Here is a 21,219-nt window from a genome sequence, read left to right on the forward strand (position 1 = left end):
TGCTACCTGCTACCTGCTACCTGCTACCTGCTACCTGCTACCTGCTACCTGCTACCTGCTACCTGCTACCTGCTACCAAAACTCTATTTTGTCAAATCATAACTTCTGTCCCAGTCTTTCCAAACAACTTCATAACCTTGACTTTGAATCATTTCTTTGATCTCATTGGTAGATCGTTCGTCTGAAATTTCAAACTGCTCAAGCGATTGAGGTTCCACAGCATATCCGCCAGGATTTGTTTTAGATTCAGCACTGATAGAAGTAATTCCTAGTTTTATAATGTTATTTCTAAAGACTTCATTTTCTCTAGTTGACATAGAAAGCTCAACATCTTCATCCAACAAACGATATGCACAGATCAACTGTACCAAGTCAGAATCGGTCATTTCTACTTTGGGTTGTACATCTCCTTGATGCGGACGTAGTCTAGGGAAAGAAATAGAATATTTAGTTTTCCAATATGTTTTTTGAAGGTATTTTAAATGCAATGCCGTATAAAAACTATCCACACGCCAGTCCTCTAATCCAAACAAAGCACCAATTCCAATTTTATGAATTCCAGCTCTTCCTAGTCTGTCTGGTGTGTCTAAACGATAATCAAAGTTCGATTTTTTCCCTTTCGGGTGGTGCGTTTTATAAGTGGCTTTATGATAGGTTTCTTGATAAACAAGCACAGAGTATAATCCAGCATCAATCAATTGCTCATATTCATGCTGATCTAATGGTTGAACCTCTATGGTTATATTGGAAAATTCAGAGCGAATTAGGTCAATGGCATGTTTTAAATAAGAAACTCCCACAGTTCTGTTCGCTTCTCCGGTTACCAACAAAATATGATCATAACCTAACTTTTTAATGTGCGCTACCTCTTGCAGAATTTCGGCATCTGATAGAGTTTTTCTTCTGATTTTATTAGTCATGCTAAAACCACAATACGTACAGATGTTTTGACATTCATTGGATAAATACATGGGAATGTACATTTGAATGGTATTTCCAAAACGTTTTTTAGTAAGGGCATGACTTCTTTGTGCCATTTCTTCTAAAAACGGTTTCGCCGCGGGAGAAATCAATACTTTAAAATCGTCTAATTCTATTTTTGGCTTTCTTAAAACAGTTTCAACATCTTTATTCGTAAAGCGGTAAATTTCGTTCTCTAGGCTGTCCCAGTCGTGTAAATCAAAAGTTTCTTTGAATGACATATTGGTGTCTGGTTTTTTAAATATTTAAAAAAGATGTAAGTGGACTACTTGCTTCAGCGTGTTTTTTGATGCTCGCCAATTTTGCATTGTATGCCATTCTACCTGCTTGAACAGCCATTTTAAAAGCTTTTGCCATTTCGGTAGGGTTTTCAGAAACTGCAATAGCGGTATTTACAAGTACTGCATCAGCTCCTAATTCCATCGCATACGCTGCATGAGAAGGACTTCCTATTCCGGCATCTACAATAACAGGAACATTGCTTTGCTCAATAATAATCTCTAAAAAATCAACTGTTTTAATTCCTTTATTTGTTCCGATAGGTGCTCCTAATGGCATCACACACTGCGTTCCAACTTCCTCCAATCTTTTACATAAAACAGGGTCAGCATGAATATACGGCATGACAACAAATCCGAGTTTTACAAGTTCTTCAGCTGCTTTTAATGTTTCAATAGGGTCTGGTAGTAAATACTTTGGATCTGGATGGATTTCTAATTTGATCCAATTTGTTTCTAACGCTTCTCTAGCCAATTGAGCAGCGAAAACAGCCTCTTTAGCATCTCTCACTCCTGATGTATTAGGTAGCAAATTGACATGAGGTTTTTGAATACTTTGCAGCATTTTATCTTGTTCATTGTCTACATCAACACGTTTTAATGCAACCGTTACCAATTCACTTTCAGAGGCCAATATTGCATCAGCCATCAAATCATTTGAACTGAATTTACCTGTTCCCGTAAATAAACGAGAATTGAATTCTTTATCTGCTATTTTTAAGATATCCATATTTATATTTTTTGAACCCTGAGCTTGTCGAAGGGTTTTGTTTTATTGATGTTTTCAAAAGGAAGAACTTAATTGTTCTCTAGTTCGATCGTTCTTTTGATAATTTTCTTTAGTACTTCTGTATTAATATCAGCTAGTTTGTTAATATAAAGGCATCCTACACCAGTTTTATGCTTTCCTAATTGGTCTAATAAATCTTGGCTTTGTTTGATGTCGCATCCCATTAGATATAGAGATATGTTGGCTTTTCTTGGTGAAAACCCACAAGTAAACCAGTTATCTTCACATCCAGATTTTGTTTTGTACCTAAACTGTCCAAACCCAACAATACTGTCACCCCACATCACTGGTTTTTTACCAGTAAGTGTTTCCATCATAGCTGCTATTTCAAAGCTATCTTTTCTTTTTTGCTCTTTTTCTACCTTGTTTAAAAATTCTTCAACGCTAGCAGAGGTGGGTTGTGTTTTGTTGGCCATGGTTCTATCGTTTATTTGAAGTTATTGATGTCAAAACGTTGTTCTAATTTTTCATTACCTTTTAAAATTTGATAAAAAGTATTGATTTTATTAAAATCCTTTGTGACTTCTCCAGAAACAGCGATTCCATGAACTCCTGTTGTCATAATTTCTGAAACATCTTCAAGAGTAATTCCTCCAATCGCTACGATTGGAGTGTCTGTTTTAAGTTCCTCTAAAATTGTGAGGTATCCATTCGTTCCTAATATAGGACTTAAATTGTCTTTAGTTTTTGTGAAACGAAATGGGCCTAACCCAATATAGTCTACTTTTTTCTCTAATAGGTTTTTACAATCTTCTATGGTGTTTGCTGTTCCTCCAATAATTTGCCAAGAATACAGGTGTTTTCTAGCTTCTTTCGGACAGGTGTCTGATTTACCTAAATGAACACCATCGGCTTTTACTTCTTTCGCAATTTTATAATGATCATTGATAATCAATCTAGTTTGGAAGTGACCCGTGATTTCTCTGGCTTGTTGTGCAGCTTTTAAAATCTTTTTTTCCGAATAGTTTTTCAAACGTAATTGTACCAATTCAGCACCAGCCTGACATGCTTGTTGTATGTTTTCAAGATGTTCATTAACTGAAGTTCCTTGTGATATGTAGTGTAGTTTACTAATCATTTTTTTGTTGAGGTATTTTAACTTCTTCATTTTTGATGCGGTAATGAGTACCTAATAGGGTGTCATTTGAGTTCAAAAATTCTTCCGTGTAATATTTTGCATTTTTTGCGGCATCTTCTAAAGGAATACCTAGAGTTAAATTACTAGCTAATGAAGAAGACAAAACACATCCGCTACCATGTTTTTCTTTTGTTGTTTTTGCATTCGGAGGGATATTCATCATAACAATATTGCTATGGTATAATTCATCCCACCCTTTTTTGTCAGAGCGATGTCCTCCTTTTAAGTAAATATTGGTCAGACTACTTATATATTCAATTGTATCCTCAATATCTAATTTTGGATATAAACTTTGAATTTCATCAAAATTTGGAGTGATAATGTAACATTGTTTCCAGATGGAGTCTAACAGTTCTTGACTTTCTTTTGAATGAAAATCAAAACCAGCGCTCGCTTTGAAAATAGGATCTAGAACAATTTTTATATCAGGATTTAAACTATGTAGTTTATTAGTAATTTGATGCATCGCATCCCAGGATTCTACGATGCCTATTTTTACCACCTCTATTTCAAAACGCTCAAAGAGTATTTCTATTTGAGATAATATTACTGGGACATCTATCCAAATACAATCTGTAAAGTTGACATCATTTTGAACGGTAACAGCGGTACACACAGAAAGTCCATACAAATCAAATGCATCAAATGTTTTGATGTCTGAAGTCAAACCTGCTCCGCCAGAAGGATCATGACCTGCAATGGTTAGTATGTATTTACAATTAGCAGTTGACAATGTGCAATTATCAATTTTATCCTTTTTCATTTTCTTTTGACTTTTTGATAATTGTAAATAATATTTTTAGAATTTGTTCTAATTCATCAAAGAGTTCATTGAACTGTTCAATAGGAAGGTATTCTGTGTCTTTTAATAATCGTAACCAAAATTTTGTTTCTCTCGCTTCTTTATAGGCTATATTTAATTTATAAGTAAAGTCTTTTTTAGAGAATCCGCCTATTGCTTCTTCCGTATTTGCGCCAATCGAAGTTCCAGAACGTAATATTTGTTTAGATAATACATATTCTTTTTTCTCATCCACTAGGTACTGAGAAAGCTTAACGGTTTTAACCGCAAACGAATAGGTTTTATCTAAAATAATATTGTTTGACATTTTTAATTGTTCTTTGTTAATTGCCAATTGTTCATTGTAATGAAGTTTTCAACAGGATCTTCGCTATTCCATATTCCACCTAAAACACCGACACCTTGAAAACCTAATTTTTCAAATTCAGCTAAATTTTCTGTGGTTACTCCTCCCATGCCTATGATAGTTTTATTGATATCATTGACATCAAAGCCTCTTCCTTCGTATCCTTGTTTAGAAATAGATGAAAAAACAGGACTCAATAAATGATAATCAAATTCAAAGCTACAAGCTTCCAAATCTTTAGGATCATGAAAAGAAGAACTAATTGTTTTGCCAAACATGTTGTTAAGTTTGGTGAAATAATCACTAGGAGTATCTAAACAATCTCTTCGTTTTTGCTCTTGAAAATGAATTCCTTTTAAATTGAATTCATTGATGAGTTCATGAAAATAATGAACTACAATTCTGTTGTGGTATTGAGAATCAATTTGATTCAAATAATCACAATGTTCTTGATAGTTTTTATTTGGTTTTCTCAAATGATAGTATTCTAATCCCTCTTGAAACAACTGTGTTAGTATTTCTAGTTCGTTAGGTATATCATTTTCTGGTGAAATTAAAACAATCATTTTTACAATGTGCAATGAACAATTAAGAATTAACAATGTGCGCTCAACAATAAATTGTCAATTGCACATTGCTAATTGTAAATAGATTAAAGGTAAACCTCAGAACCTTTGTCTTTAAATTCTTGAGACTTTTCTTCCATTCCTTTTTGTAAAACTTCGTTTTCATCAGAAATCTCATTTTCTGCTGCAAAGTCACGAACCTCTTGAGAGATTTTCATAGAACAGAATTTAGGTCCACACATAGAACAGAAATGTGCCACTTTTGCTCCATCTGCTGGTAATGTTTCATCGTGATACTCTAAAGCACGCTCAGGGTCTAAACCTAAGTTGAATTGATCTTCCCAACGGAATTCAAATCGAGCCATACTTAAGGCATTATCTCTGTGCTGAGAGCCTGGGTGACCTTTCGCTAAATCAGCAGCATGTGCAGCTAACTTATAGGTAACAACTCCTACACGTACATCTTCTTTGTTAGGCAATCCTAAATGTTCTTTTGGAGTTACGTAACATAACATAGCACATCCGTACCAACCAATCATAGCAGCACCAATACCAGAAGTAATATGGTCGTAACCTGGAGCAATATCAGTTGTTAACGGTCCTAATGTGTAAAAAGGAGCTTCGTCACAAACTTCAATTTGTTTCTCCATATTTTCTTTAATCATGTGCATTGGCACGTGACCTGGTCCTTCAATAAAGCATTGAACTTCGTGCTTACGAGCAATTTGAGTTAATTCACCTAAAGTTTCTAATTCAGCAAATTGTGCCTCGTCATTCGCATCGGCAACAGAACCTGGACGTAAACCGTCTCCTAGAGAGAAAGCAACATCGTACGATTTTAAGATTTCACAAATTTCTTCAAAGTGAGTATACAAGAAACTCTCTTTGTGATGCGCTAAACACCATTTTGCCATAATAGAACCACCACGAGATACAATACCAGTTACACGTTTCGCAGTCATTGGTACGTAACGTAATAATACTCCGGCGTGAATCGTAAAGTAATCTACTCCTTGCTCTGCTTGCTCAATTAAAGTATCACGGAAAATTTCCCATGTTAAGTCTTCGGCAACACCGTTTACTTTTTCTAAGGCTTGGTAAATTGGCACGGTACCAATTGGTACAGGTGAGTTACGTACAATCCACTCACGAGTTTCGTGAATATTTTGTCCTGTAGATAAATCCATGATATTATCTGCTCCCCAACGACAAGCCCATACTGCTTTTTCAACTTCTTCTTCAATAGAAGACGTAGTAGCAGAGTTACCAATGTTTGCATTTATTTTTACTAAGAAGTTTCTACCTAAAATCATAGGTTCTGCTTCTGGGTGATTGATGTTAGATGGTATTACTGCACGACCTCTAGCAACTTCTTCACGAACAAATTCAGGTGTGATTTTTGCAGGAATAGAAGCTCCAAAATGCTCTCCTGGATGTTGCTTTCTAATTTCGGTCATTTCATCGATTCGTTGATTTTCACGAATCGCGATGTATTCCATTTCTGGAGTAATAATTCCTTTTTTAGCGTAGTGTAGTTGTGTAACGTTTTGTCCTTTTTTTGCACGTTTTGGTTTGTGCTTTAAGTTAAAACGCATATGGTCTAAACTAGCATCGTTTAAACGCTCATTACAGTATTCAGAAGTAAAAGAATCTAACTCTTCTACATCACCACGATCTAAAATCCACTGCTCTCTAATTCTTTCGATTCCTTCATGTACATTTATTTCTTTGCTAGGATCTGTGTAAGGTCCAGAGGTGTCGTATACAGTAACTGGCTCATTTGGAGTCAATTTACCTGTCATAGAATCTTTAGTATCACTCAAAGATATTTCGCGCATTGCTACTTTAATCTGTGGGTGAATTTTTCCTTCTACATAAATCTTTTTTGAATTAGGAAAAGGTTTTCTTGTGATTTTCCCCTCCTGAGGTGCAGTGTCTTTGTTTTTCATTTTCTTTGGTATCTAGTAGCAAGTATCTAGTAGCTAGATGTTGCAGTTTTTAATTTATTAGTATTTTGAATACCTGATACTAAATCTTGATATCAGATACAATATAATTTATCCTCCTTGAGTTGCTTGAATAATGAGTACATCATCATTTTCGCGCAATAGGTGTGAGTTCCATTGTGTTTTTAGAACAATCATTTCGTTTATAGCTACAGCAATACCGTTTTGAGTATGTTGTAATTCTTTTAACAACGCTTCAATAGAAGTGTTTTCAGGTATGTTTTTTTGAGTATTGTTTACGCTTATAATCATTGCAAATAATTTAATGCGAAAACTTTAGCAGGCAAAGCCTGTTTTTATTGAGGTAGTACACGATATTATTCCATCGCCTAGTAAATAATAAAAGAGTCAAAGACTCTACTTTTTCCTACGTAAGTACTAACTTATTCAGGTTCAAAGGGTAATTCTCAGTTCCTACACGAGGAACACCCCTAAAGTTTATCGGTTACAAATATATTCAATTTTCTTTTATGTTTTTGATATTAGTTATGAACTTGTAGCTAAAGTATTGTTAATAGCAATTCTGTTTAGATATAAATAAAAGTGTATTTTTATATGAAAAGAAATTATTTATTATGAAGAAATACTGCTATTGTAACTGTTTGGTTTTTATTGTGTTGTTGTCTTTTACTGCTGTTGCACAACAAGTGGAGATTGAAAAAAAACTTGTAAAAAAGCACTTGTATACTTTGGCCTCAGATAAAATGGAAGGAAGGTTGGTAGGAACAGAAGGTATTGAGCTAGCTGCTCAATATATAGAAGGAGAGTTTTTAAGATTGGGATTAGAAACTTTTCAAGGAGCATCGGATTATCGACAAACATTTCATAAATCAGGTATTGAAATGTCAAATATTATTGGAGTTTTGAAAGGAACTTCATTAAAAGATGAGTGGGTTGTTGTATCTGCACATTATGATCATTTAGGGATACTAAAAGCAGTTAAAGGAGATTCAATTGCTAATGGAGCAGACGATGATGCATCTGGAGTTACTGCGGTATTAACACTTGCAAATTATTTTAAAAACAAGGGACCTTTCAAAAGGAGTATTGTATTTATTGCTTTTACTGGTGAAGAAAAAGGCTTGTGGGGATCGACGTATTTTGGAACCCAAGTGAATGCAGATAAATGCATTGCTGGAATCAATATTGAGATGATAGGGAAGGATTCTAAATTTGGTCCTAAAACAGCGTTTTTAACAGGGTTTGAAAGATCTGATTTCGGGAAAATTATTCAGAAGAATTTAAAAGGTACAGATTATACATTGCATCCTGATCCTTATAAAAAATTTAATTTATTTTATCGTTCAGACAATGCTTCTTTGGCGAGGTTAGGTGTGCCTGCTCATACTTTTTCTACCTGTCCGATTGACAAAGATTTGTATTACCACACGGTAGATGATGAGGTCGAAACTTTAGAGGTAAGTACAATCGCTAACACAATTAAAGCAATTGCTATCGGTACAGAGTCAATAATTGATGGAGTTGATACTCCGACTAGGGTCTCTGTAGAAAAATAAATAATTATAGAAAAAGGAAAAGACCGCATTTTGCGGTCTTTTATTAGTACATAGAGCTTATTAAAGTACTATTACTTTTTTTGCCATTGTAGCACCTTGTGCAGAAACTCTTACTATGTAAGTTCCACTCTTCAAGTTTTCATTTTTGACAACTTGACCTAACGTATTGAATACTTCTACAGAGGTTCCTTTGGGAGCATTGTTGATAATGACTTTTCCGTTGCTCGTTGTGATGTAGGTGTTTGCTTCGGAAAAAATAGAATCTGTGCTCGCCGTAGGATCATTTTCAACAATAATAGAAGTAAAAGTAATCACTTTACCTGCATCGATTGTTGCTGGCGCGGTAAATCTAAATCTTAATTGAATGTCATCAGCAGCACTAGTGAAATTTGGGTCGACACAGTAGTCTACCGCTTGTGTTGATGTGAATGTCAAGTTAGTAGAAGTTAATGTTGTTCCGCTTGCTTTTAGTATTAATCCAGTAACACCAGTGTCATTAGAAATGTAATTGATCGTGGCTTTGTTTTGTCCATTTGTAGTTACGCTATTCACTCGAAGCTCAAAAAAATTAGCTGTACCATCTGTGGTTAAAGTGATTCCAACTCCATCAGTTGCAGATAGTGCACCTTTAGCAGCAGTATATTTTGAAGCTACAACGCCACCATTAGAGGTTAAGTCTAAATTTTCTTGTGCAAATGCCGCTCCTGTTATCAAAATAGCAAAAGCGATAGTGATTTTTTTAAGTAATTTTTTCATCATGTAAATATGTTTTGGGTTTATGATGTCAAAATTATAGTGTGTAGAAAGAATAAATGTATCTTTAGGTGTGTCTTTTGTGATTTTCTGTATATAATTGCAGAGAATTGTTGTTATTATTCTGTAAAACAATCGGTTGTGGTTTGTTCTGAATTGTGTTAATTTTTATAAATTGTTTGAAAAAAAACATGGCATACAACGAATATTTAGTGGAACGAATTGAAAATTATTTTCAACAAAAAAAAGTACCATATAGAGGAATGAAAATGATGGGAGGTTATTGTTTTATGGTCGACGAAAAAATGTGTGTTGGGGTGGTAAAAGATGAGGTGATGGCGAGAATTGGAACAGATAATTATGAAGAAGCTCTTAAAAAAGAAGGTTGTAAAGAAATGAATTTTACAGGTAGAGCTATGAAAGGATATGTTTTCTTAACTGAAGATGCGACCGATTTGGATTCAGATTTGGAGTATTGGGTAGAACTGGCATTGGTCTTCAATCCTTTTGCTAAAGCAAGTAAGAAGAAAAAATAATTGAATTATTTCGTTTTATGAATTTTCGTTTTACGTATTTTTACAACTCTTCAAATTATTTATAATGAACATACATTTTATCGCAATTGGTGGTAGTGCCATGCATAATTTAGCTTTAGCATTGCATGCTAAAGGATATAAAATCACGGGAAGTGATGATGCAATATTCGAACCTTCAAAATCTCGCTTAGAATCGAAAGGATTATTGCCTACCCAGTTCGGTTGGTTTTCAGAAAAAATTACTTCTGAAATCGATGCCGTAATTTTAGGGATGCATGCGAAACCAGATAATGTTGAATTGCTACAAGCTCAAAAATTGGGATTAAAAATATATTCTTATCCTGAGTTTTTGTACGAACAATCTAAAAACAAAACACGTGTTGTAATAGGTGGTTCTCATGGGAAAACGACCATTACGTCTATGATATTACATGTGTTAAATTACCATGAGATTCAAGTTGATTATATGGTAGGTGCACAATTGGATGGTTTTGACACAATGGTTCATTTGACAGAAGAAAATGAATTTATGGTGCTAGAAGGGGATGAGTACTTGTCTTCTCCTATAGATCGCCGTCCTAAATTTCATTTGTACAAACCGAATATTGCTTTGTTAAGTGGAATTGCTTGGGATCATATCAATGTGTTTCCAACTTTTGAGAATTACAAAGAGCAATTTCGCATTTTCACAGATTCCTTGACCAATGGTGGGATTATGGTTTACAATGAAGAAGATGTAGCAGTGAAAAATGTAGTAGAAGAGAGTACACATACCATAAAAAGGTATCCATATCAGACACCGAGTTATGTTATAGATAACGGAATTACATTAATTGATACTCCGGATGGTCCAATGCCATTAGAGATTTTCGGAAAACACAATTTACAGAATTTAGCAGGAGCGAAATGGATTTGTCAACATATGGGCGTTGGTGAAGAAGATTTTTATGAAGCTATTTCTTCGTTTAAGGGAGCTAGTAAGCGTTTGGAGAAAATAGCAGAAAATACCAGTACTGTTGTGTTTAAAGATTTTGCACATTCACCTTCTAAAGTGGGGGCAACTACAAGTGCTGTGAAAAATCAATATGCATCGAGAAACTTAATTGCTTGTCTAGAACTTCATACATATAGTAGCTTGAATGCAGAGTTTTTGAATGAATATGTAGGAGCATTGGATACTGCAGACACAGCGGTTGTGTTTTTCTCTCCCAATGCGGTAAAAATTAAACAATTGGAAGAAGTTTCTGAGTCGCAAATCAAGGAAGCTTTTCAACGCGATGATTTGATCGTTTATACAGATCCGAAATTATTTAAAGAGTATTTATTTTCATTAAACTTTGAAAATAGCGCTTTGTTATTGATGAGCTCAGGAAATTATGGCGGACTTGATTTTGAAGAAGTGAAAAAACATATTTAAATAAAAAAAGGCATCTGTTTCAGATGCCTTTTTTTATTTAAAATCTTCGTCCAATACCGATTCCAACTGACCAAGTACCGAAATGTTCGTGCCTATAATCATAAAAAAATGTCGGAGCTAAATCCCAACATTCTGCAAACTCAATTTCATATTCTAATCCAGTTCTTACAATAAATAAGTTTTCGTTTTTCTCGAATTCAACGCCTGCTCCGAATACCAATACTAAGTCTTTATACACCTTCGCAAGAGCATCCAATGTTACAACCACAGGGTATTCACGAACAACAGCCAATTCATGATCAGCTTTTTCAATTTCATAGTTGAAAAGCTCTAAGTCATTATGCAAACCGATTCCCCATTTTCGATTGAACCAGTATTCTAAATCTAATCCGATCGAGGGAACAATAATTGTTTCTGTTCCAGCAGAAGTAGCTGTAGGAATGTATGTGTGACTAAGAACAGGACTGATTCTGAAATGCCTACATTTTTCTTCTTTTTCTTGAGAAAAAAGACTCAATGAAAACAAAGAAAACAGACCCAATAGAATTTTTTTTGTTAGGATTTTATTCATGATTTTTGATTGAAAATTGTTATTGTTTTTATCGCTTCAAAAATACTTCTATCACTATTCAGATAACATGATAAATGTTAATGTTTTCTCCAGAAAAATGGTGTCAAAAGAATTAAAACAGTAAACAATTCTAAACGCCCGATTAGCATTAAAAATGAGCAGAAAAATTTCGCGGTATCACTCAAACTAGCATAGTTATTTACAGGACCCAAGGTGCCTAAAGCAGGACCGACATTTCCTAAAGAGGAAGCGGCGGCTCCAATGGCAGCATCAAAATTTAGTCCCATAAAACTTAAGATAATTGCACTCGTGATAAATATCAACATATACAAAACAAAAAATGATAATATATTGAACACAATAATTCTAGAGATCCCTTTTCCGTCGTATCGAACAGGGATGATGGCATTTGGATGTAATAGTTTTTTAAATTCTAGGATGCTATTTTTTATCATGATGATATGTCGCACTATTTTTACACCACCACTGGTCGAACCTGCCGATCCTCCAATTAAAAAAAGTGAAAATATTAGCATGGTTGCAAAAGAATTCCAAGTAGTATAATCTGCAGAAACAAAACCGGTAGTCGTCATGATAGCTACTACTTGAAAACCTGCATGTCGAAATGCACTTTCTAATTCACCCCAAGGCATCGGATGGTTTACGGTAGATTCGATCCCCGGTGTTTGAAAAAATCGAATGATAAGGGTGATAACTAATGTAAATCCAAGTGTTCCGAAAAAGTAATATTTGAATTCTTCGTTTTGAAATATTTTTCTAATTTTTCCTTTTAGTGCAAAATAAGTCAATATGAAATTTGTTCCGGCGACAAACATAAAAGCAATTACGATGTATTGTATGATTGGTGCATTGTTCCAATAGGCCATACTTGCATTTTTTGTAGAGAAGCCTCCTGTACTCATGGTTGCCATTGCATGATTGATGGCATCAAACCACGACATTCCTGCTATTTTTAAGAGAAAAAATTCTGTTAATGTTAACGATACGTATATCAGCCACAATCTTTTTGCTGTTTGTGTAATTCTCGGGTGCATTTTGTCAGCTGATGGACCAGGAGCCTCGGCCATAAAAAGTTGCATTCCTCCAATTCCTAACAAAGGTAAAATAGCTATGGTTAATACGATGATTCCCATTCCGCCGATCCAATGCGTGGCACTTCTCCAAAATAAAATTCCGTTTGGTAAAGCTTCAATATCATTTATTATGGAAGCTCCAGTAGTAGAATATCCAGAAATAGTTTCGAAAATTGCATCTGGAAAATGAGAGATAGTTCCGGTAAATAAATAGGGTAAAGCTCCGGTAAAAGTAAGTACCAACCAACCTAGTGTTACGATCACATATCCATCTCTTTTGTTTAAGCTTTTTTGTGCATTTCTGTTGAAAAACCACATCAAAAATCCGATAAAGATAGTCAAGACCCCAGCGGTTAAAATTCCATTTGCAGCAGTTTCGTGCTTATACAAACTGAACGGAACCGCAAGAAGCATAAAAATTCCATTTAAGATCGCTGTGAGTCCTAAAAAACTAACAATGATTTTTAAATTTAAATTGGTTGATTTCATTGATTAGTTGTTAAACAAGTTTTCAACTTCGCTAATAGCTTCGGGCAAGCAAAATACAATGACTCTATCGCCTTTTAATATTTGAAACTCACCAAATGTCATCATTGCTTCGCCTTTTCTAATTACTCCTCCGATAACAGCTTTTCCGGCAAGTTTAAGATCTTTTATTTTTAGTTTGGTTGCTTTCGTATTTCTACGAACAAAGAATTCTAACACCTCAGCATCCACATTGTGCAAGTTAGCAAGAGCCAAAACTTTACCTTTACGAACATGTTTGAAAATAGCTCCAGCAGCCAATAGTTTTTTATTAATTAAAGTGTCAATTCCGATGGTTTGAGAGATGTTTATATAATCCATGTTCTCAACCAATGCGATTGTTTTTTTTACTCCTTTTGATTTTGCTACCAAACACGACATGATGTTGGTTTCAGAATTACCGGTAACTGCAACAAAAGCATCCATCTTATCGATTGACTCTTCTTCTAATAATTCTACATTTCTACCATCACCTTGAATGATGAGCGTGTCGCATAACGTATCCGCTAATTCAAATGCTTTATCTCGTTTTGTTTCGATTAATTTTACGTTGAAATTATGATCGCATAGATTTTTAGCTGCCTTTTGACCAATTTTACTTCCTCCTAAAATCATCACATCTTTGATCCCTATTTTTCGTTTACCGATCAATTCATACACCTTGTCAACATCCTCTTTGGTGACAGAAAAATATACCTGATCATGGTGTTTGAATACGGTATTTCCACTTGGAATAATAGTCTCAAATGTATTCTCTCTTTTTAGAGAAATAATGGTGAAATTAATTTCAGGGTACATTTCTTTTACCTCTTGAACTGTTTTGTTAACAGCTGGAGAAACGGTAGAAAGTCTGGCTCCTAAAATATTAATGGCTCCATTTTCAAATTCGAACTTATCATTAAAGACAGATTCGTTTAAGAGTCCTTCAATTTCTTGAGCAGCCAAAAACTCAGGAGAAATCATATAATCTATTCCTACTTCAGCAAAATTAATTTCATCAGTAGTCAAAAATTCAGTGTTAGAAATTCTAGCAATGGTTTTTTTAACACCTAATTTTTTACTCAAAGCTGCGATGGTAAGATTGGTGTTTTGAGATTCGGTAACAGCTAAAATTAAATCTGCGTTTTGTACGCCTACTTCTTTCAAACATTTTATGGAAGTGGCATCGCCTTTAGCTGTAATAACATCTAAATGGTCGTCAATATATTTTAGCTTTTTTGAATTGGAATCTATTACAAAGGTGTCTTGTGCTTCGTGAGATAATAGTTTTGCCAAGTGAAAACCTACGTCACCTGCACCAGCAATAATAATTTTCATCGATTAGAAATTTATACAAATATAGTGAAGAATTTAAAGAAGATAGGTTTGACTGATACAATTATCGAAAACGTTTCAATAAATGTGACTAGGTTAGATTTAGTATCTTTAAAAGAAAAAGCTAACATGAATGGAAAAGAGAAGTTCACTATTAAAAATTGGGACTCCCAAGATAGACCTCGTGAAAAATTATTACTAAAAGGAAAACAGTCTTTAAGCGATGCAGAACTAATTGCCATATTGATAGGTTCTGGCAATAAAACAGATTCTGCAGTTGCACTATCAAAGAAAATATTGGCTAGTTGTCAAAATAAAATCAATGTATTAAATGCTATGTCGATTCACGACTTGATGAAATTTAATGGAATTGGAGAGGCGAAGGCTATATCTATACTTACAGGGTTAGAATTAGGGAGAAGAATGCAACTTCAGGGTATAGATGTTAAAAAATCTATAACTAGTAGCAAAGAAGTATTTGAATTGATGCAACCTATTATTGGAGCCTTAAAACATGAAGAGTTCTGGGTGCTGTATTTGAATAACTCAAATGTAGTAAAAGAAAAATTACAATTGAGTAAAGGAGGTTTAACGAGCACAGTTGTTGATCTTCGCTTGTTGTTGAAAAAAGGCATTGAATACTTGGCAACCGGTGTGATATTATGTCATAATCATCCATCTGGGAGTTTGGTGGCGAGTACTGCAGATAAAAAAATAACAGCGAAAATAATTGCCGCAGCAGCAACCTTAGATATTAAAGTTTTAGACCATCTGATACTAACAGAAAAATCTTATTTTAGCTTTGCGGATGAAGGGATTTTGTAATTGCTAAGTTTGCACAAAAGAATTATTAATTTCACTGAATGGTTTTAGTATATACGCATAAAATAAGCCCTAGATTGACCTATGTATTCAAACATATATTTCTTAGGATATTGAATACTCCTGTGAGTTTTACAACTAAAATTGAGGAGTTTGTTGCATTCAATGGAGTGAAAATGAACTATTCTAAAAATCCTTTGGGAAAAGAATTTTTTATTAGATCGTATGATTTACTTTTTGAACAAGGGATCAACGATATTGAAATTTCTTTGAGTAATTGGGAAGAAGGGGTGCCTTGTTTTTTTACGGCAGGTAAAAAATCATCAATACCGTATGATATTTTTGCTGCAAGTTTTTATTTGATTTCTAGATATGAAGAATATTTACCTCATGTACAAGATGAACATGAGCGTTTTGCTATGGAAGAAAGTATTGCTTTCAGAAACGGTTTTTTAAAAAAACCGCTCGTAGATATTTGGGCATATAAACTATTAGATGCGCTAACCGAAAAGTTTCCGGATTTCAAATTTGAAAAAAGAACCTTTTCGTACATCAGTACTTTCGATGTGAGTCAGGCCTACTTATACAGATCAAAAGGTGTGATTCGTTCTTTTGGTGGTTTTGTGAGTGATTTTTTTACTTTAGAATTGAGTGCATTTATTGATAGAATGTTGGTTCTTTTAAAGATAAAAAAAGACCCTTATGATACTTATGACGAAATAGTTCGCTTAAAAAAAGCATATGATACACCAACCGTTATGTTTTTTCTGATATCTAGTTATACCACTTTTGACAACAATGTTTCAATAACAAAAGATAAATACAGACTGTTAATTAAATCGATGTCTGATTATGTGAAAATAGGTATCAATCTTTCTTATTTTACGATGAAAAAGGAAGATTTGACAAAAAAGGAGCTGAAGAAAATGGAATCGATTATCAATACTCCAGTTTCTAAATCAAAGCAGCATATGCTTCGAAATCATTTGCCCGAAACATATCAAAACTTAATTGATTTGGAAGTAGAGGAAGAATATTCAATGGGGTATTCAGATGCTCTAGGGTTTAGAGCGAGTACATGTACACCCTTTTATTTTTATGATTTAGATTTTGAGATTCAAACACCATTGAAAGTAATTCCTTTTGCTGTAAATGATTATACATTGAAAAATGTGATGAGTCTTTCTCCCAAACAAGCTTTTATAAAGGTAAAAGAGTTGGTCGAAGAAGTCAAAAAAGTGAATGGAACGTTCGTGAGCTTATTTCATAATGAATTATTGAGTGATTATAAGAAATGGAAAGGTTGGAAAGGTTTTTATGGAGATGTTTTAGATATGATTAAGCATGATTAAATACATTAAAAGAAAAGACTTAGATACAACTAAATACAATGCCTGTATTGAAAATGCTTTAAATACACGGGTATATGCATTCACTTGGTATCTAGATATTGTGGCAGATAATTGGGATGTGCTGGTGTATGGCGATTATGTGGCCGTGATGCCCGTGCCATGGAGACAGAAGTTTTTTATAAAGTATGTATACCAACCGTTTTGGTTATTGCAAATAGGCATCTATTATACCGATACCAAAATCTCTTTAGATCTATTCTTGAAGTATTTGAAAAAGAGATTTCTATTTGCTGAATTGAGAATGAACACAGGTAATACCTTTTCTATATATCAAGAGTTCAGAAGTCGATCTACAATGCAAGTAATATCACTAGAAGAGTCATATGAATCAATCTATCACAACTATAATCGAAATAGAAAGCGAGATTTAAAGAAAGCCATTTTAGCAGAATTAGTTGAGAAATGGGGTGATGATCCCGTCAAACTTGTTGATTTGTTTCGTGAAAATGTAGGTCAGAGGACTACAGAAATCAAAGAGGTTGATTATGACAAGTTGTTAAGAGTTATGCAAGTAAGTATTGAAAAGTCTGTGGGAGAAATACTTTGTGTTTATGATGCCAATAACAATCTAGTAGCGTCTTCCTTCTTTTTAAATTATCAGGAAAGAGCAACAGAAGTAGTATGTTCAACTGATTTTTCTAATAGGAACAACGGTGCGAATACGTTTTTTAATGATCGAGCAATTTTCAGGTATCATCAAAATTATAAGATTTTTGATTTTGGTGGATCTACAATGAAAAACATCGCAAAATATTACCGCTCATTTGGAGCTAGGGACGAGTATTATGATAAATTAAAAATAAGCAAACTTCCAAGTTTATTTAAGAGATAAAAGTTCTATAAAGATTTGATTTTCATACAAGGGTTTCCCACAGCAACGGAATTTGACGGGATGTCTTTCGTTACCACAGATCCAGCACCTATTACCACATTGTCACCGATTGTTACTCCGGGAAGAATGACAGCATTTGCTCCGATCCAAACGTTGTTGCCAATATTTATTGGATTGCATTTAATATGTAAGCTATAATCTTGCGAATCATGATTCGAAGAGATTATTTTCACTCCAGGTCCTAATTCGACATCATTTCCAAAAATAATTCCATTGTTTGCTTGAATATAAGTATTGATTCCATCTCCAGGGTCACAATTTACACCTTTTGTTATGTTTTGTGGGGAGATGACTTTTGATGTAAAGTGTACTGGCCATTTCACCTTAGGATTCAAACGAAATAGTTTTTGAGGAATCCAATAATGAAAAAACAATATGTAATAATGTTGATACCCATATTTAGGTCTTTTATACATTGGGTATGCCCAATTGATAAAATGACCAAAAAAAAGGTAGTCTAGTTTGTTAATTAATTTGATGTTCATCCTTTAATGAATTATGAGAGTATTTCAAATACCAGTTTGTAATAATATCATTATATCGAATATTCTTATTTGAGTCGAAAAAGTTGTTCTTTTTCAAATATTCAACCATAGATTTTGTTATCTCCTCTAAATTTAACGGGTCTTCTTGTTTTTTATTTCTTAAAATATAATTTAAAATACTTACTGGGAGAAGTTTTTTTATGAAGTTTTTTGCTTTTTGAATTTGAACTCTTGTTTTGTTAGGGTGTAGTTCTTTATCAAAAGAAATGTCGTATGGAATAAAATAGTATTTTTTAAGAATAGTATTATAAAGTAAGTTGTTTTTTTTCGCCTTGGGAGAGATATCCATAAAAAATCTGAGTAATTCCTTGTCCCAAAGTGGAAATATATGTTTGTACCCAAAATAATTATAAACGTTAGAAGTATTAAATACTAATTTCGTATAACGGTCCTTGTTGTCAAAATCTTCAAAAACTGAAATAGGTTCAGTTGACTTAAAATTTTTAGAATACTCATCCAATTGCTCAGAGATTTTCTCAATAAGTAAACTTGAATATTTATAGTTTTTTTTGAATCTCGCCTTATAAATAGATTCTGCGACATTTTTAGAAGTGAGATCTGAAGGAATCACTATATTGTGTCGAGAGCCTCCAAGCGCATCCCCACAATGTCCTGGCACAAATATGGCATTGTTTTTTATTATATTTTTTTCTTTTAAGTATTTTACGGCAAAATATTCTTGTAGAAAAGGCATATTACTATAACTGCCCGTGTAATGACAATAATTCAAAAATGTGGAAGAAGAAAGGTAGTCTTTAATCAACTCTGTATTGTATTCAATGAAAACCCATTTAAACCCTAATTGTTTTGCAGTGTTTTTGGCATGTTTTACTTCAATATTGTTTTTTTTTCCATAGGTATAGCAGAGAACATCAGGGTGATTAAATTTCTTTAACATACTAGTGATTAATCTAGAATCAAAACCACCGCTCAATGGAACAACAACTTGATTTTTTTCAAGAGACTTTGTCCATTTTTTAAAGACTTGATCAAAGGTAGTTCTCCCAAGTTCTATAGAAGAAGTAAGATCTTCTTTGTTGAATTTTTGAACAATTGTTCCAAAGTAAAAACTAGATTCTAAAACTTTGTTCCTTTCAAATATTAAAATTTCATTGGATTGCGTTTGGAAAATATTTTCAAAAAGAGTGTTTTTGCCAAGGGTATGTCCAGTATCTAAAAAACTTATTTCAGAGATTTTACATATAGTTTGTTTTGATTCTTGTAATATAACAGAAATATCATCTGATATTAATAAGTTGTTACTTGAAGTTTTATAATATAAAGGAAAAGCCCGACTCGTATCTGAGGCTATATATATATTGTTTTCTTTTTTTATAATAACAGTAAAGATACCTGAGATTTGATTTATTTTTTTTCTAAAATCTTTATCGTTTTGTATTCCTTTGAAATAATCAAGAAGTTTCTCATCGGTATATAATTTATTATTTTGGTCAAAAATAATTCCTTTCACTGAAATAAATTGATCATGATACCATAAATATCCTCCATTTCGTACCAATTCAATTCTAGCCATATTTATTATTTAGTTTTGATTTTGAAAAGTTAATGAAGTAAAATAGATAGATCAGAGAAAATATTATTCCGATAAAGCTTATAGAAATTATTGTAATAGTCAGTGAATTATATATAATATAACTAAGGTATATTATTAAAATCCTAAACAAAAGTAAGAATAAATCTAATTTCATTAATGATTTTTGTTTATTTAAAATAACTACGATTGAGCTAACTGGGTTATTCAAGAAGCTTATAAAGAACCATGGAATTAATATTCGACAATATAAACCTACATCTGTCCAATTATTACCAAAAATATACTTTAGAAGAAACGATACAAAGAATAACCCTGAAAAGATTGCCATACCAATAAAAAAAAGATTTTTGTATGTTTTCAAGAGTAAGCTTTTTATTGTCATATTTTCGTTATGTAACTTGCTTGCTTTGTTAAAAAATACTTGATTTACCGATGAAGTGATAATACTTGTTGGTGCGGTGACTACTTTCTTCGTTAAGCCATAAATTCCTGCAGCATTTAGGCCATAGTATTTCGTAATCAATAAAATAGGTATTTCACTTGAAATTGAATGAATTACAGAAATTATTGTATTGTAAATAGGGATGTTTTTATAAATTTTAAAAAGGTAAAACATCCTTTTTAGACTAATGTGTCTTTTGTTTTTAAGTAGTTTTTTATAACTTTTCCAAGTCAATATGAGTACATTTATAACGAGACCCAAAATATGCCCAGGTATTAATCCAATATGAGAGAGTTTACTACTCAATCCGGTAATGAGTTGTATTACAGTCATCGAAGAGGCTTTCCCAACATTTCCAAGTGCTATAACATTAAATTTTTTTTTTCGATTATTCCAGTTTTCGAATGAACTAATTATTCCAGTGAAAAAAGTACTTATTGGGATGAGGTAAATAAAAAAACTAAAATGATTTAGATGTAAAGTTCTTACGATTAGATCTTTAAATAAAAACAAACATAAATACAGTGCAATTGTTGTGATAAAAGTTATTAATAAGCAAGTGGTAAATGTGTTTATTGCATCCTTATCTCGCCTAGGTATAACAATAGAAAGTTCATAGTTTAAGGTTGTTAAAGTCTTTAAGATAAGGGTGGTGGAAACGTAAATAGAAAGCAAACCAAATGCTTCTTCATTAAATAATCTTGTCAAGATTGGAATAGATAAATATACTATCAGTTGACTAATACCAGACCCTGTTATCAGTTGCAGAATGTATTTAACTCCTTCCCCTTGAATTTTATTTTTAATAAGCTTTAGGTTTAACAATTTTAGAAGATTCAAAAATTACAGTAGAATCAAATATAATATAAAGATGCTAAGAATTTGGTCTAATTACTTAAAATGTTATATTGCTTAAT

At 33.1% G+C, this 21,219-nt stretch carries 22 protein-coding genes and 1 riboswitch; of the genes, 6 read left to right on the forward strand and 16 right to left on the reverse strand.

Going from position 1 to position 21,219, the window contains the following annotated elements; all coding sequences use genetic code 11:
• Positions 1 to 83: 83 nt before the first annotated feature.
• The 9 genes from thiH to thiS form a co-directional block, all read right to left on the reverse strand.
• Positions 84 to 1,202 (reverse strand): 2-iminoacetate synthase ThiH, encoded by a 1,119-nt coding sequence (gene thiH / locus F6P99_RS10755; RefSeq protein ID WP_152287498.1) that lies wholly within the window; start codon positions 1,200 to 1,202, stop codon positions 84 to 86.
• A gap of 16 nt (positions 1,203 to 1,218) precedes the next feature.
• Positions 1,219 to 1,989, reverse strand: coding sequence for a thiazole synthase (locus F6P99_RS10760; RefSeq protein ID WP_152287499.1), 771 nt, complete (start codon positions 1,987 to 1,989; stop codon positions 1,219 to 1,221).
• A gap of 68 nt (positions 1,990 to 2,057) precedes the next feature.
• Positions 2,058 to 2,465: a DUF1801 domain-containing protein gene (locus F6P99_RS10765; protein ID WP_152287500.1), complete on the reverse strand. Its 408-nt coding sequence runs from the start codon at positions 2,463 to 2,465 to the stop codon at positions 2,058 to 2,060.
• Between the two features lie 11 nt (positions 2,466 to 2,476).
• Complete coding sequence (thiE, locus tag F6P99_RS10770; protein WP_152287501.1) at positions 2,477 to 3,127, reverse strand: thiamine phosphate synthase; 651 nt, start codon at positions 3,125 to 3,127, stop codon at positions 2,477 to 2,479.
• Complete coding sequence (locus F6P99_RS10775) at positions 3,120 to 3,950, reverse strand: hydroxymethylpyrimidine/phosphomethylpyrimidine kinase (protein ID WP_152287502.1); 831 nt, start codon at positions 3,948 to 3,950, stop codon at positions 3,120 to 3,122. The genes thiE and F6P99_RS10775 overlap by 8 nt, the downstream gene beginning before the upstream one ends.
• Positions 3,937 to 4,296, reverse strand: a complete 360-nt coding sequence (locus F6P99_RS10780) for a four helix bundle protein (protein ID WP_152287503.1) — start codon at positions 4,294 to 4,296, stop codon at positions 3,937 to 3,939. Before F6P99_RS10780 ends, F6P99_RS10775 begins: the two co-directional genes overlap by 14 nt.
• A gap of 2 nt (positions 4,297 to 4,298) precedes the next feature.
• Positions 4,299 to 4,901 carry a thiamine phosphate synthase gene (locus tag F6P99_RS10785; RefSeq protein WP_152287504.1) on the reverse strand — a complete coding sequence of 201 codons (603 nt, stop codon included), beginning with the start codon at positions 4,899 to 4,901 and terminating at the stop codon, positions 4,299 to 4,301.
• An 86-nt stretch (positions 4,902 to 4,987) separates the two neighbouring features.
• A complete protein-coding gene (gene thiC, locus F6P99_RS10790) occupies positions 4,988 to 6,850 on the reverse strand; it encodes a phosphomethylpyrimidine synthase ThiC (RefSeq protein WP_152287505.1) in 1,863 nt (620 codons plus the stop codon).
• A 108-nt stretch (positions 6,851 to 6,958) separates the two neighbouring features.
• The gene (gene thiS / locus F6P99_RS10795; protein WP_152287506.1) at positions 6,959 to 7,159 is read right to left on the reverse strand and encodes a sulfur carrier protein ThiS; all 201 of its coding nucleotides are present in this window, start codon (positions 7,157 to 7,159) and stop codon (positions 6,959 to 6,961) included.
• Between the two features lie 95 nt (positions 7,160 to 7,254).
• Positions 7,255 to 7,350: riboswitch (TPP riboswitch) on the reverse strand.
• A gap of 132 nt (positions 7,351 to 7,482) precedes the next feature.
• On the opposite strand from thiS, the gene F6P99_RS10800 reads away from it, so the two are divergent.
• Positions 7,483 to 8,424 carry a M20/M25/M40 family metallo-hydrolase gene (locus tag F6P99_RS10800; RefSeq protein ID WP_152287507.1) on the forward strand — a complete coding sequence of 314 codons (942 nt, stop codon included), beginning with the start codon at positions 7,483 to 7,485 and terminating at the stop codon, positions 8,422 to 8,424.
• 60 nt (positions 8,425 to 8,484) lie between these two features.
• Here F6P99_RS10800 and F6P99_RS10805 read toward each other — a convergent pair whose 3' ends face one another.
• Entirely contained in the window at positions 8,485 to 9,183 is a 699-nt protein-coding gene (locus F6P99_RS10805) for a T9SS type A sorting domain-containing protein (protein WP_152287508.1), read from the reverse strand.
• A gap of 185 nt (positions 9,184 to 9,368) precedes the next feature.
• Here F6P99_RS10805 and F6P99_RS10810 point away from each other — a divergent pair, with 185 nt between their 5' ends.
• Positions 9,369 to 9,713 (forward strand): TfoX/Sxy family protein, encoded by a 345-nt coding sequence (locus tag F6P99_RS10810; RefSeq protein ID WP_152287509.1) that lies wholly within the window; start codon positions 9,369 to 9,371, stop codon positions 9,711 to 9,713.
• A 64-nt stretch (positions 9,714 to 9,777) separates the two neighbouring features.
• A complete protein-coding gene (locus tag F6P99_RS10815) occupies positions 9,778 to 11,130 on the forward strand; it encodes a UDP-N-acetylmuramate--L-alanine ligase (protein WP_152287510.1) in 1,353 nt (450 codons plus the stop codon).
• Between the two features lie 37 nt (positions 11,131 to 11,167).
• On the opposite strand, the gene F6P99_RS10820 is transcribed toward F6P99_RS10815, so the two are convergent.
• From F6P99_RS10820 to trkA, 3 genes are all read right to left on the reverse strand, one after another.
• On the reverse strand, positions 11,168 to 11,701 hold the full coding sequence (locus tag F6P99_RS10820) for a hypothetical protein (RefSeq protein WP_152287511.1): 534 nt from the start codon (positions 11,699 to 11,701) through the stop codon (positions 11,168 to 11,170).
• Between the two features lie 77 nt (positions 11,702 to 11,778).
• Positions 11,779 to 13,284: a TrkH family potassium uptake protein gene (locus tag F6P99_RS10825; RefSeq protein WP_152287512.1), complete on the reverse strand. Its 1,506-nt coding sequence runs from the start codon at positions 13,282 to 13,284 to the stop codon at positions 11,779 to 11,781.
• A gap of 3 nt (positions 13,285 to 13,287) precedes the next feature.
• Positions 13,288 to 14,637, reverse strand: a complete 1,350-nt coding sequence (gene trkA / locus F6P99_RS10830; protein ID WP_152287513.1) for a Trk system potassium transporter TrkA — start codon at positions 14,635 to 14,637, stop codon at positions 13,288 to 13,290.
• Positions 14,638 to 14,763: 126 nt separating this feature from the next.
• Here trkA and radC point away from each other — a divergent pair, with 126 nt between their 5' ends.
• Genes radC through F6P99_RS10845 form a run of 3 tightly spaced genes read left to right on the forward strand, consistent with a single transcriptional unit; the run spans position 14,764 to position 17,700 of the window.
• Entirely contained in the window at positions 14,764 to 15,459 is a 696-nt protein-coding gene (gene radC, locus F6P99_RS10835) for a RadC family protein (RefSeq protein WP_152287692.1), read from the forward strand.
• Between the two features lie 38 nt (positions 15,460 to 15,497).
• Positions 15,498 to 16,808 (forward strand): polysaccharide deacetylase family protein, encoded by a 1,311-nt coding sequence (locus F6P99_RS10840; RefSeq protein WP_152287514.1) that lies wholly within the window; start codon positions 15,498 to 15,500, stop codon positions 16,806 to 16,808.
• Complete coding sequence (locus F6P99_RS10845) at positions 16,801 to 17,700, forward strand: hypothetical protein (RefSeq protein WP_152287515.1); 900 nt, start codon at positions 16,801 to 16,803, stop codon at positions 17,698 to 17,700. The genes F6P99_RS10840 and F6P99_RS10845 overlap by 8 nt, the downstream gene beginning before the upstream one ends.
• Before the next feature lie 5 nt (positions 17,701 to 17,705).
• Here F6P99_RS10845 and F6P99_RS13520 read toward each other — a convergent pair whose 3' ends face one another.
• The 3 genes from F6P99_RS13520 to F6P99_RS10860 are packed head-to-tail and all read right to left on the reverse strand — an operon-like array spanning position 17,706 to position 21,127.
• Entirely contained in the window at positions 17,706 to 18,245 is a 540-nt protein-coding gene (locus F6P99_RS13520) for a DapH/DapD/GlmU-related protein (protein ID WP_152287516.1), read from the reverse strand.
• Complete coding sequence (locus tag F6P99_RS10855; RefSeq protein ID WP_152287517.1) at positions 18,226 to 19,839, reverse strand: asparagine synthase C-terminal domain-containing protein; 1,614 nt, start codon at positions 19,837 to 19,839, stop codon at positions 18,226 to 18,228. The genes F6P99_RS13520 and F6P99_RS10855 overlap by 20 nt, the downstream gene beginning before the upstream one ends.
• The gene (locus tag F6P99_RS10860) at positions 19,832 to 21,127 is read right to left on the reverse strand and encodes a lipopolysaccharide biosynthesis protein (protein WP_193316059.1); all 1,296 of its coding nucleotides are present in this window, start codon (positions 21,125 to 21,127) and stop codon (positions 19,832 to 19,834) included. Before F6P99_RS10860 ends, F6P99_RS10855 begins: the two co-directional genes overlap by 8 nt.
• Positions 21,128 to 21,219: the final 92 nt, after the last annotated feature.

Origin of the sequence: Flavicella marina (assembly GCF_009193215.1) — a bacterium.
Lineage (GTDB): Bacteria > Bacteroidota > Bacteroidia > Flavobacteriales > Flavobacteriaceae > Flavicella > Flavicella marina.

Bases quoted from the DNA above. Each gene is read 5' to 3' on its own strand.
- thiH (WP_152287498.1), bottom strand. From the start codon at position 1,202: ATGTCATTCAAAGAAACTTTTGATTTACACGACTGGGACAGCCTAGAG.
- F6P99_RS10760 (WP_152287499.1), bottom strand. From the start codon at position 1,989: ATGGATATCTTAAAAATAGCAGATAAAGAATTCAATTCTCGTTTATTT.
- F6P99_RS10765 (WP_152287500.1), bottom strand. From the start codon at position 2,465: ATGGCCAACAAAACACAACCCACCTCTGCTAGCGTTGAAGAATTTTTA.
- thiE (WP_152287501.1), bottom strand. From the start codon at position 3,127: ATGATTAGTAAACTACACTACATATCACAAGGAACTTCAGTTAATGAA.
- F6P99_RS10775 (WP_152287502.1), bottom strand. From the start codon at position 3,950: ATGAAAAAGGATAAAATTGATAATTGCACATTGTCAACTGCTAATTGT.
- F6P99_RS10780 (WP_152287503.1), bottom strand. From the start codon at position 4,296: ATGTCAAACAATATTATTTTAGATAAAACCTATTCGTTTGCGGTTAAA.
- F6P99_RS10785 (WP_152287504.1), bottom strand. From the start codon at position 4,901: ATGATTGTTTTAATTTCACCAGAAAATGATATACCTAACGAACTAGAA.
- thiC (WP_152287505.1), bottom strand. From the start codon at position 6,850: ATGAAAAACAAAGACACTGCACCTCAGGAGGGGAAAATCACAAGAAAA.
- thiS (WP_152287506.1), bottom strand. From the start codon at position 7,159: ATGATTATAAGCGTAAACAATACTCAAAAAAACATACCTGAAAACACT.
- F6P99_RS10800 (WP_152287507.1), top strand. From the start codon at position 7,483: ATGAAGAAATACTGCTATTGTAACTGTTTGGTTTTTATTGTGTTGTTG.
- F6P99_RS10805 (WP_152287508.1), bottom strand. From the start codon at position 9,183: ATGATGAAAAAATTACTTAAAAAAATCACTATCGCTTTTGCTATTTTG.
- F6P99_RS10810 (WP_152287509.1), top strand. From the start codon at position 9,369: ATGGCATACAACGAATATTTAGTGGAACGAATTGAAAATTATTTTCAA.
- F6P99_RS10815 (WP_152287510.1), top strand. From the start codon at position 9,778: ATGAACATACATTTTATCGCAATTGGTGGTAGTGCCATGCATAATTTA.
- F6P99_RS10820 (WP_152287511.1), bottom strand. From the start codon at position 11,701: ATGAATAAAATCCTAACAAAAAAAATTCTATTGGGTCTGTTTTCTTTG.
- F6P99_RS10825 (WP_152287512.1), bottom strand. From the start codon at position 13,284: ATGAAATCAACCAATTTAAATTTAAAAATCATTGTTAGTTTTTTAGGA.
- trkA (WP_152287513.1), bottom strand. From the start codon at position 14,637: ATGAAAATTATTATTGCTGGTGCAGGTGACGTAGGTTTTCACTTGGCA.
- radC (WP_152287692.1), top strand. From the start codon at position 14,764: ATGAATGGAAAAGAGAAGTTCACTATTAAAAATTGGGACTCCCAAGAT.
- F6P99_RS10840 (WP_152287514.1), top strand. From the start codon at position 15,498: ATGGTTTTAGTATATACGCATAAAATAAGCCCTAGATTGACCTATGTA.
- F6P99_RS10845 (WP_152287515.1), top strand. From the start codon at position 16,801: ATGATTAAATACATTAAAAGAAAAGACTTAGATACAACTAAATACAAT.
- F6P99_RS13520 (WP_152287516.1), bottom strand. From the start codon at position 18,245: ATGAACATCAAATTAATTAACAAACTAGACTACCTTTTTTTTGGTCAT.
- F6P99_RS10855 (WP_152287517.1), bottom strand. From the start codon at position 19,839: ATGGCTAGAATTGAATTGGTACGAAATGGAGGATATTTATGGTATCAT.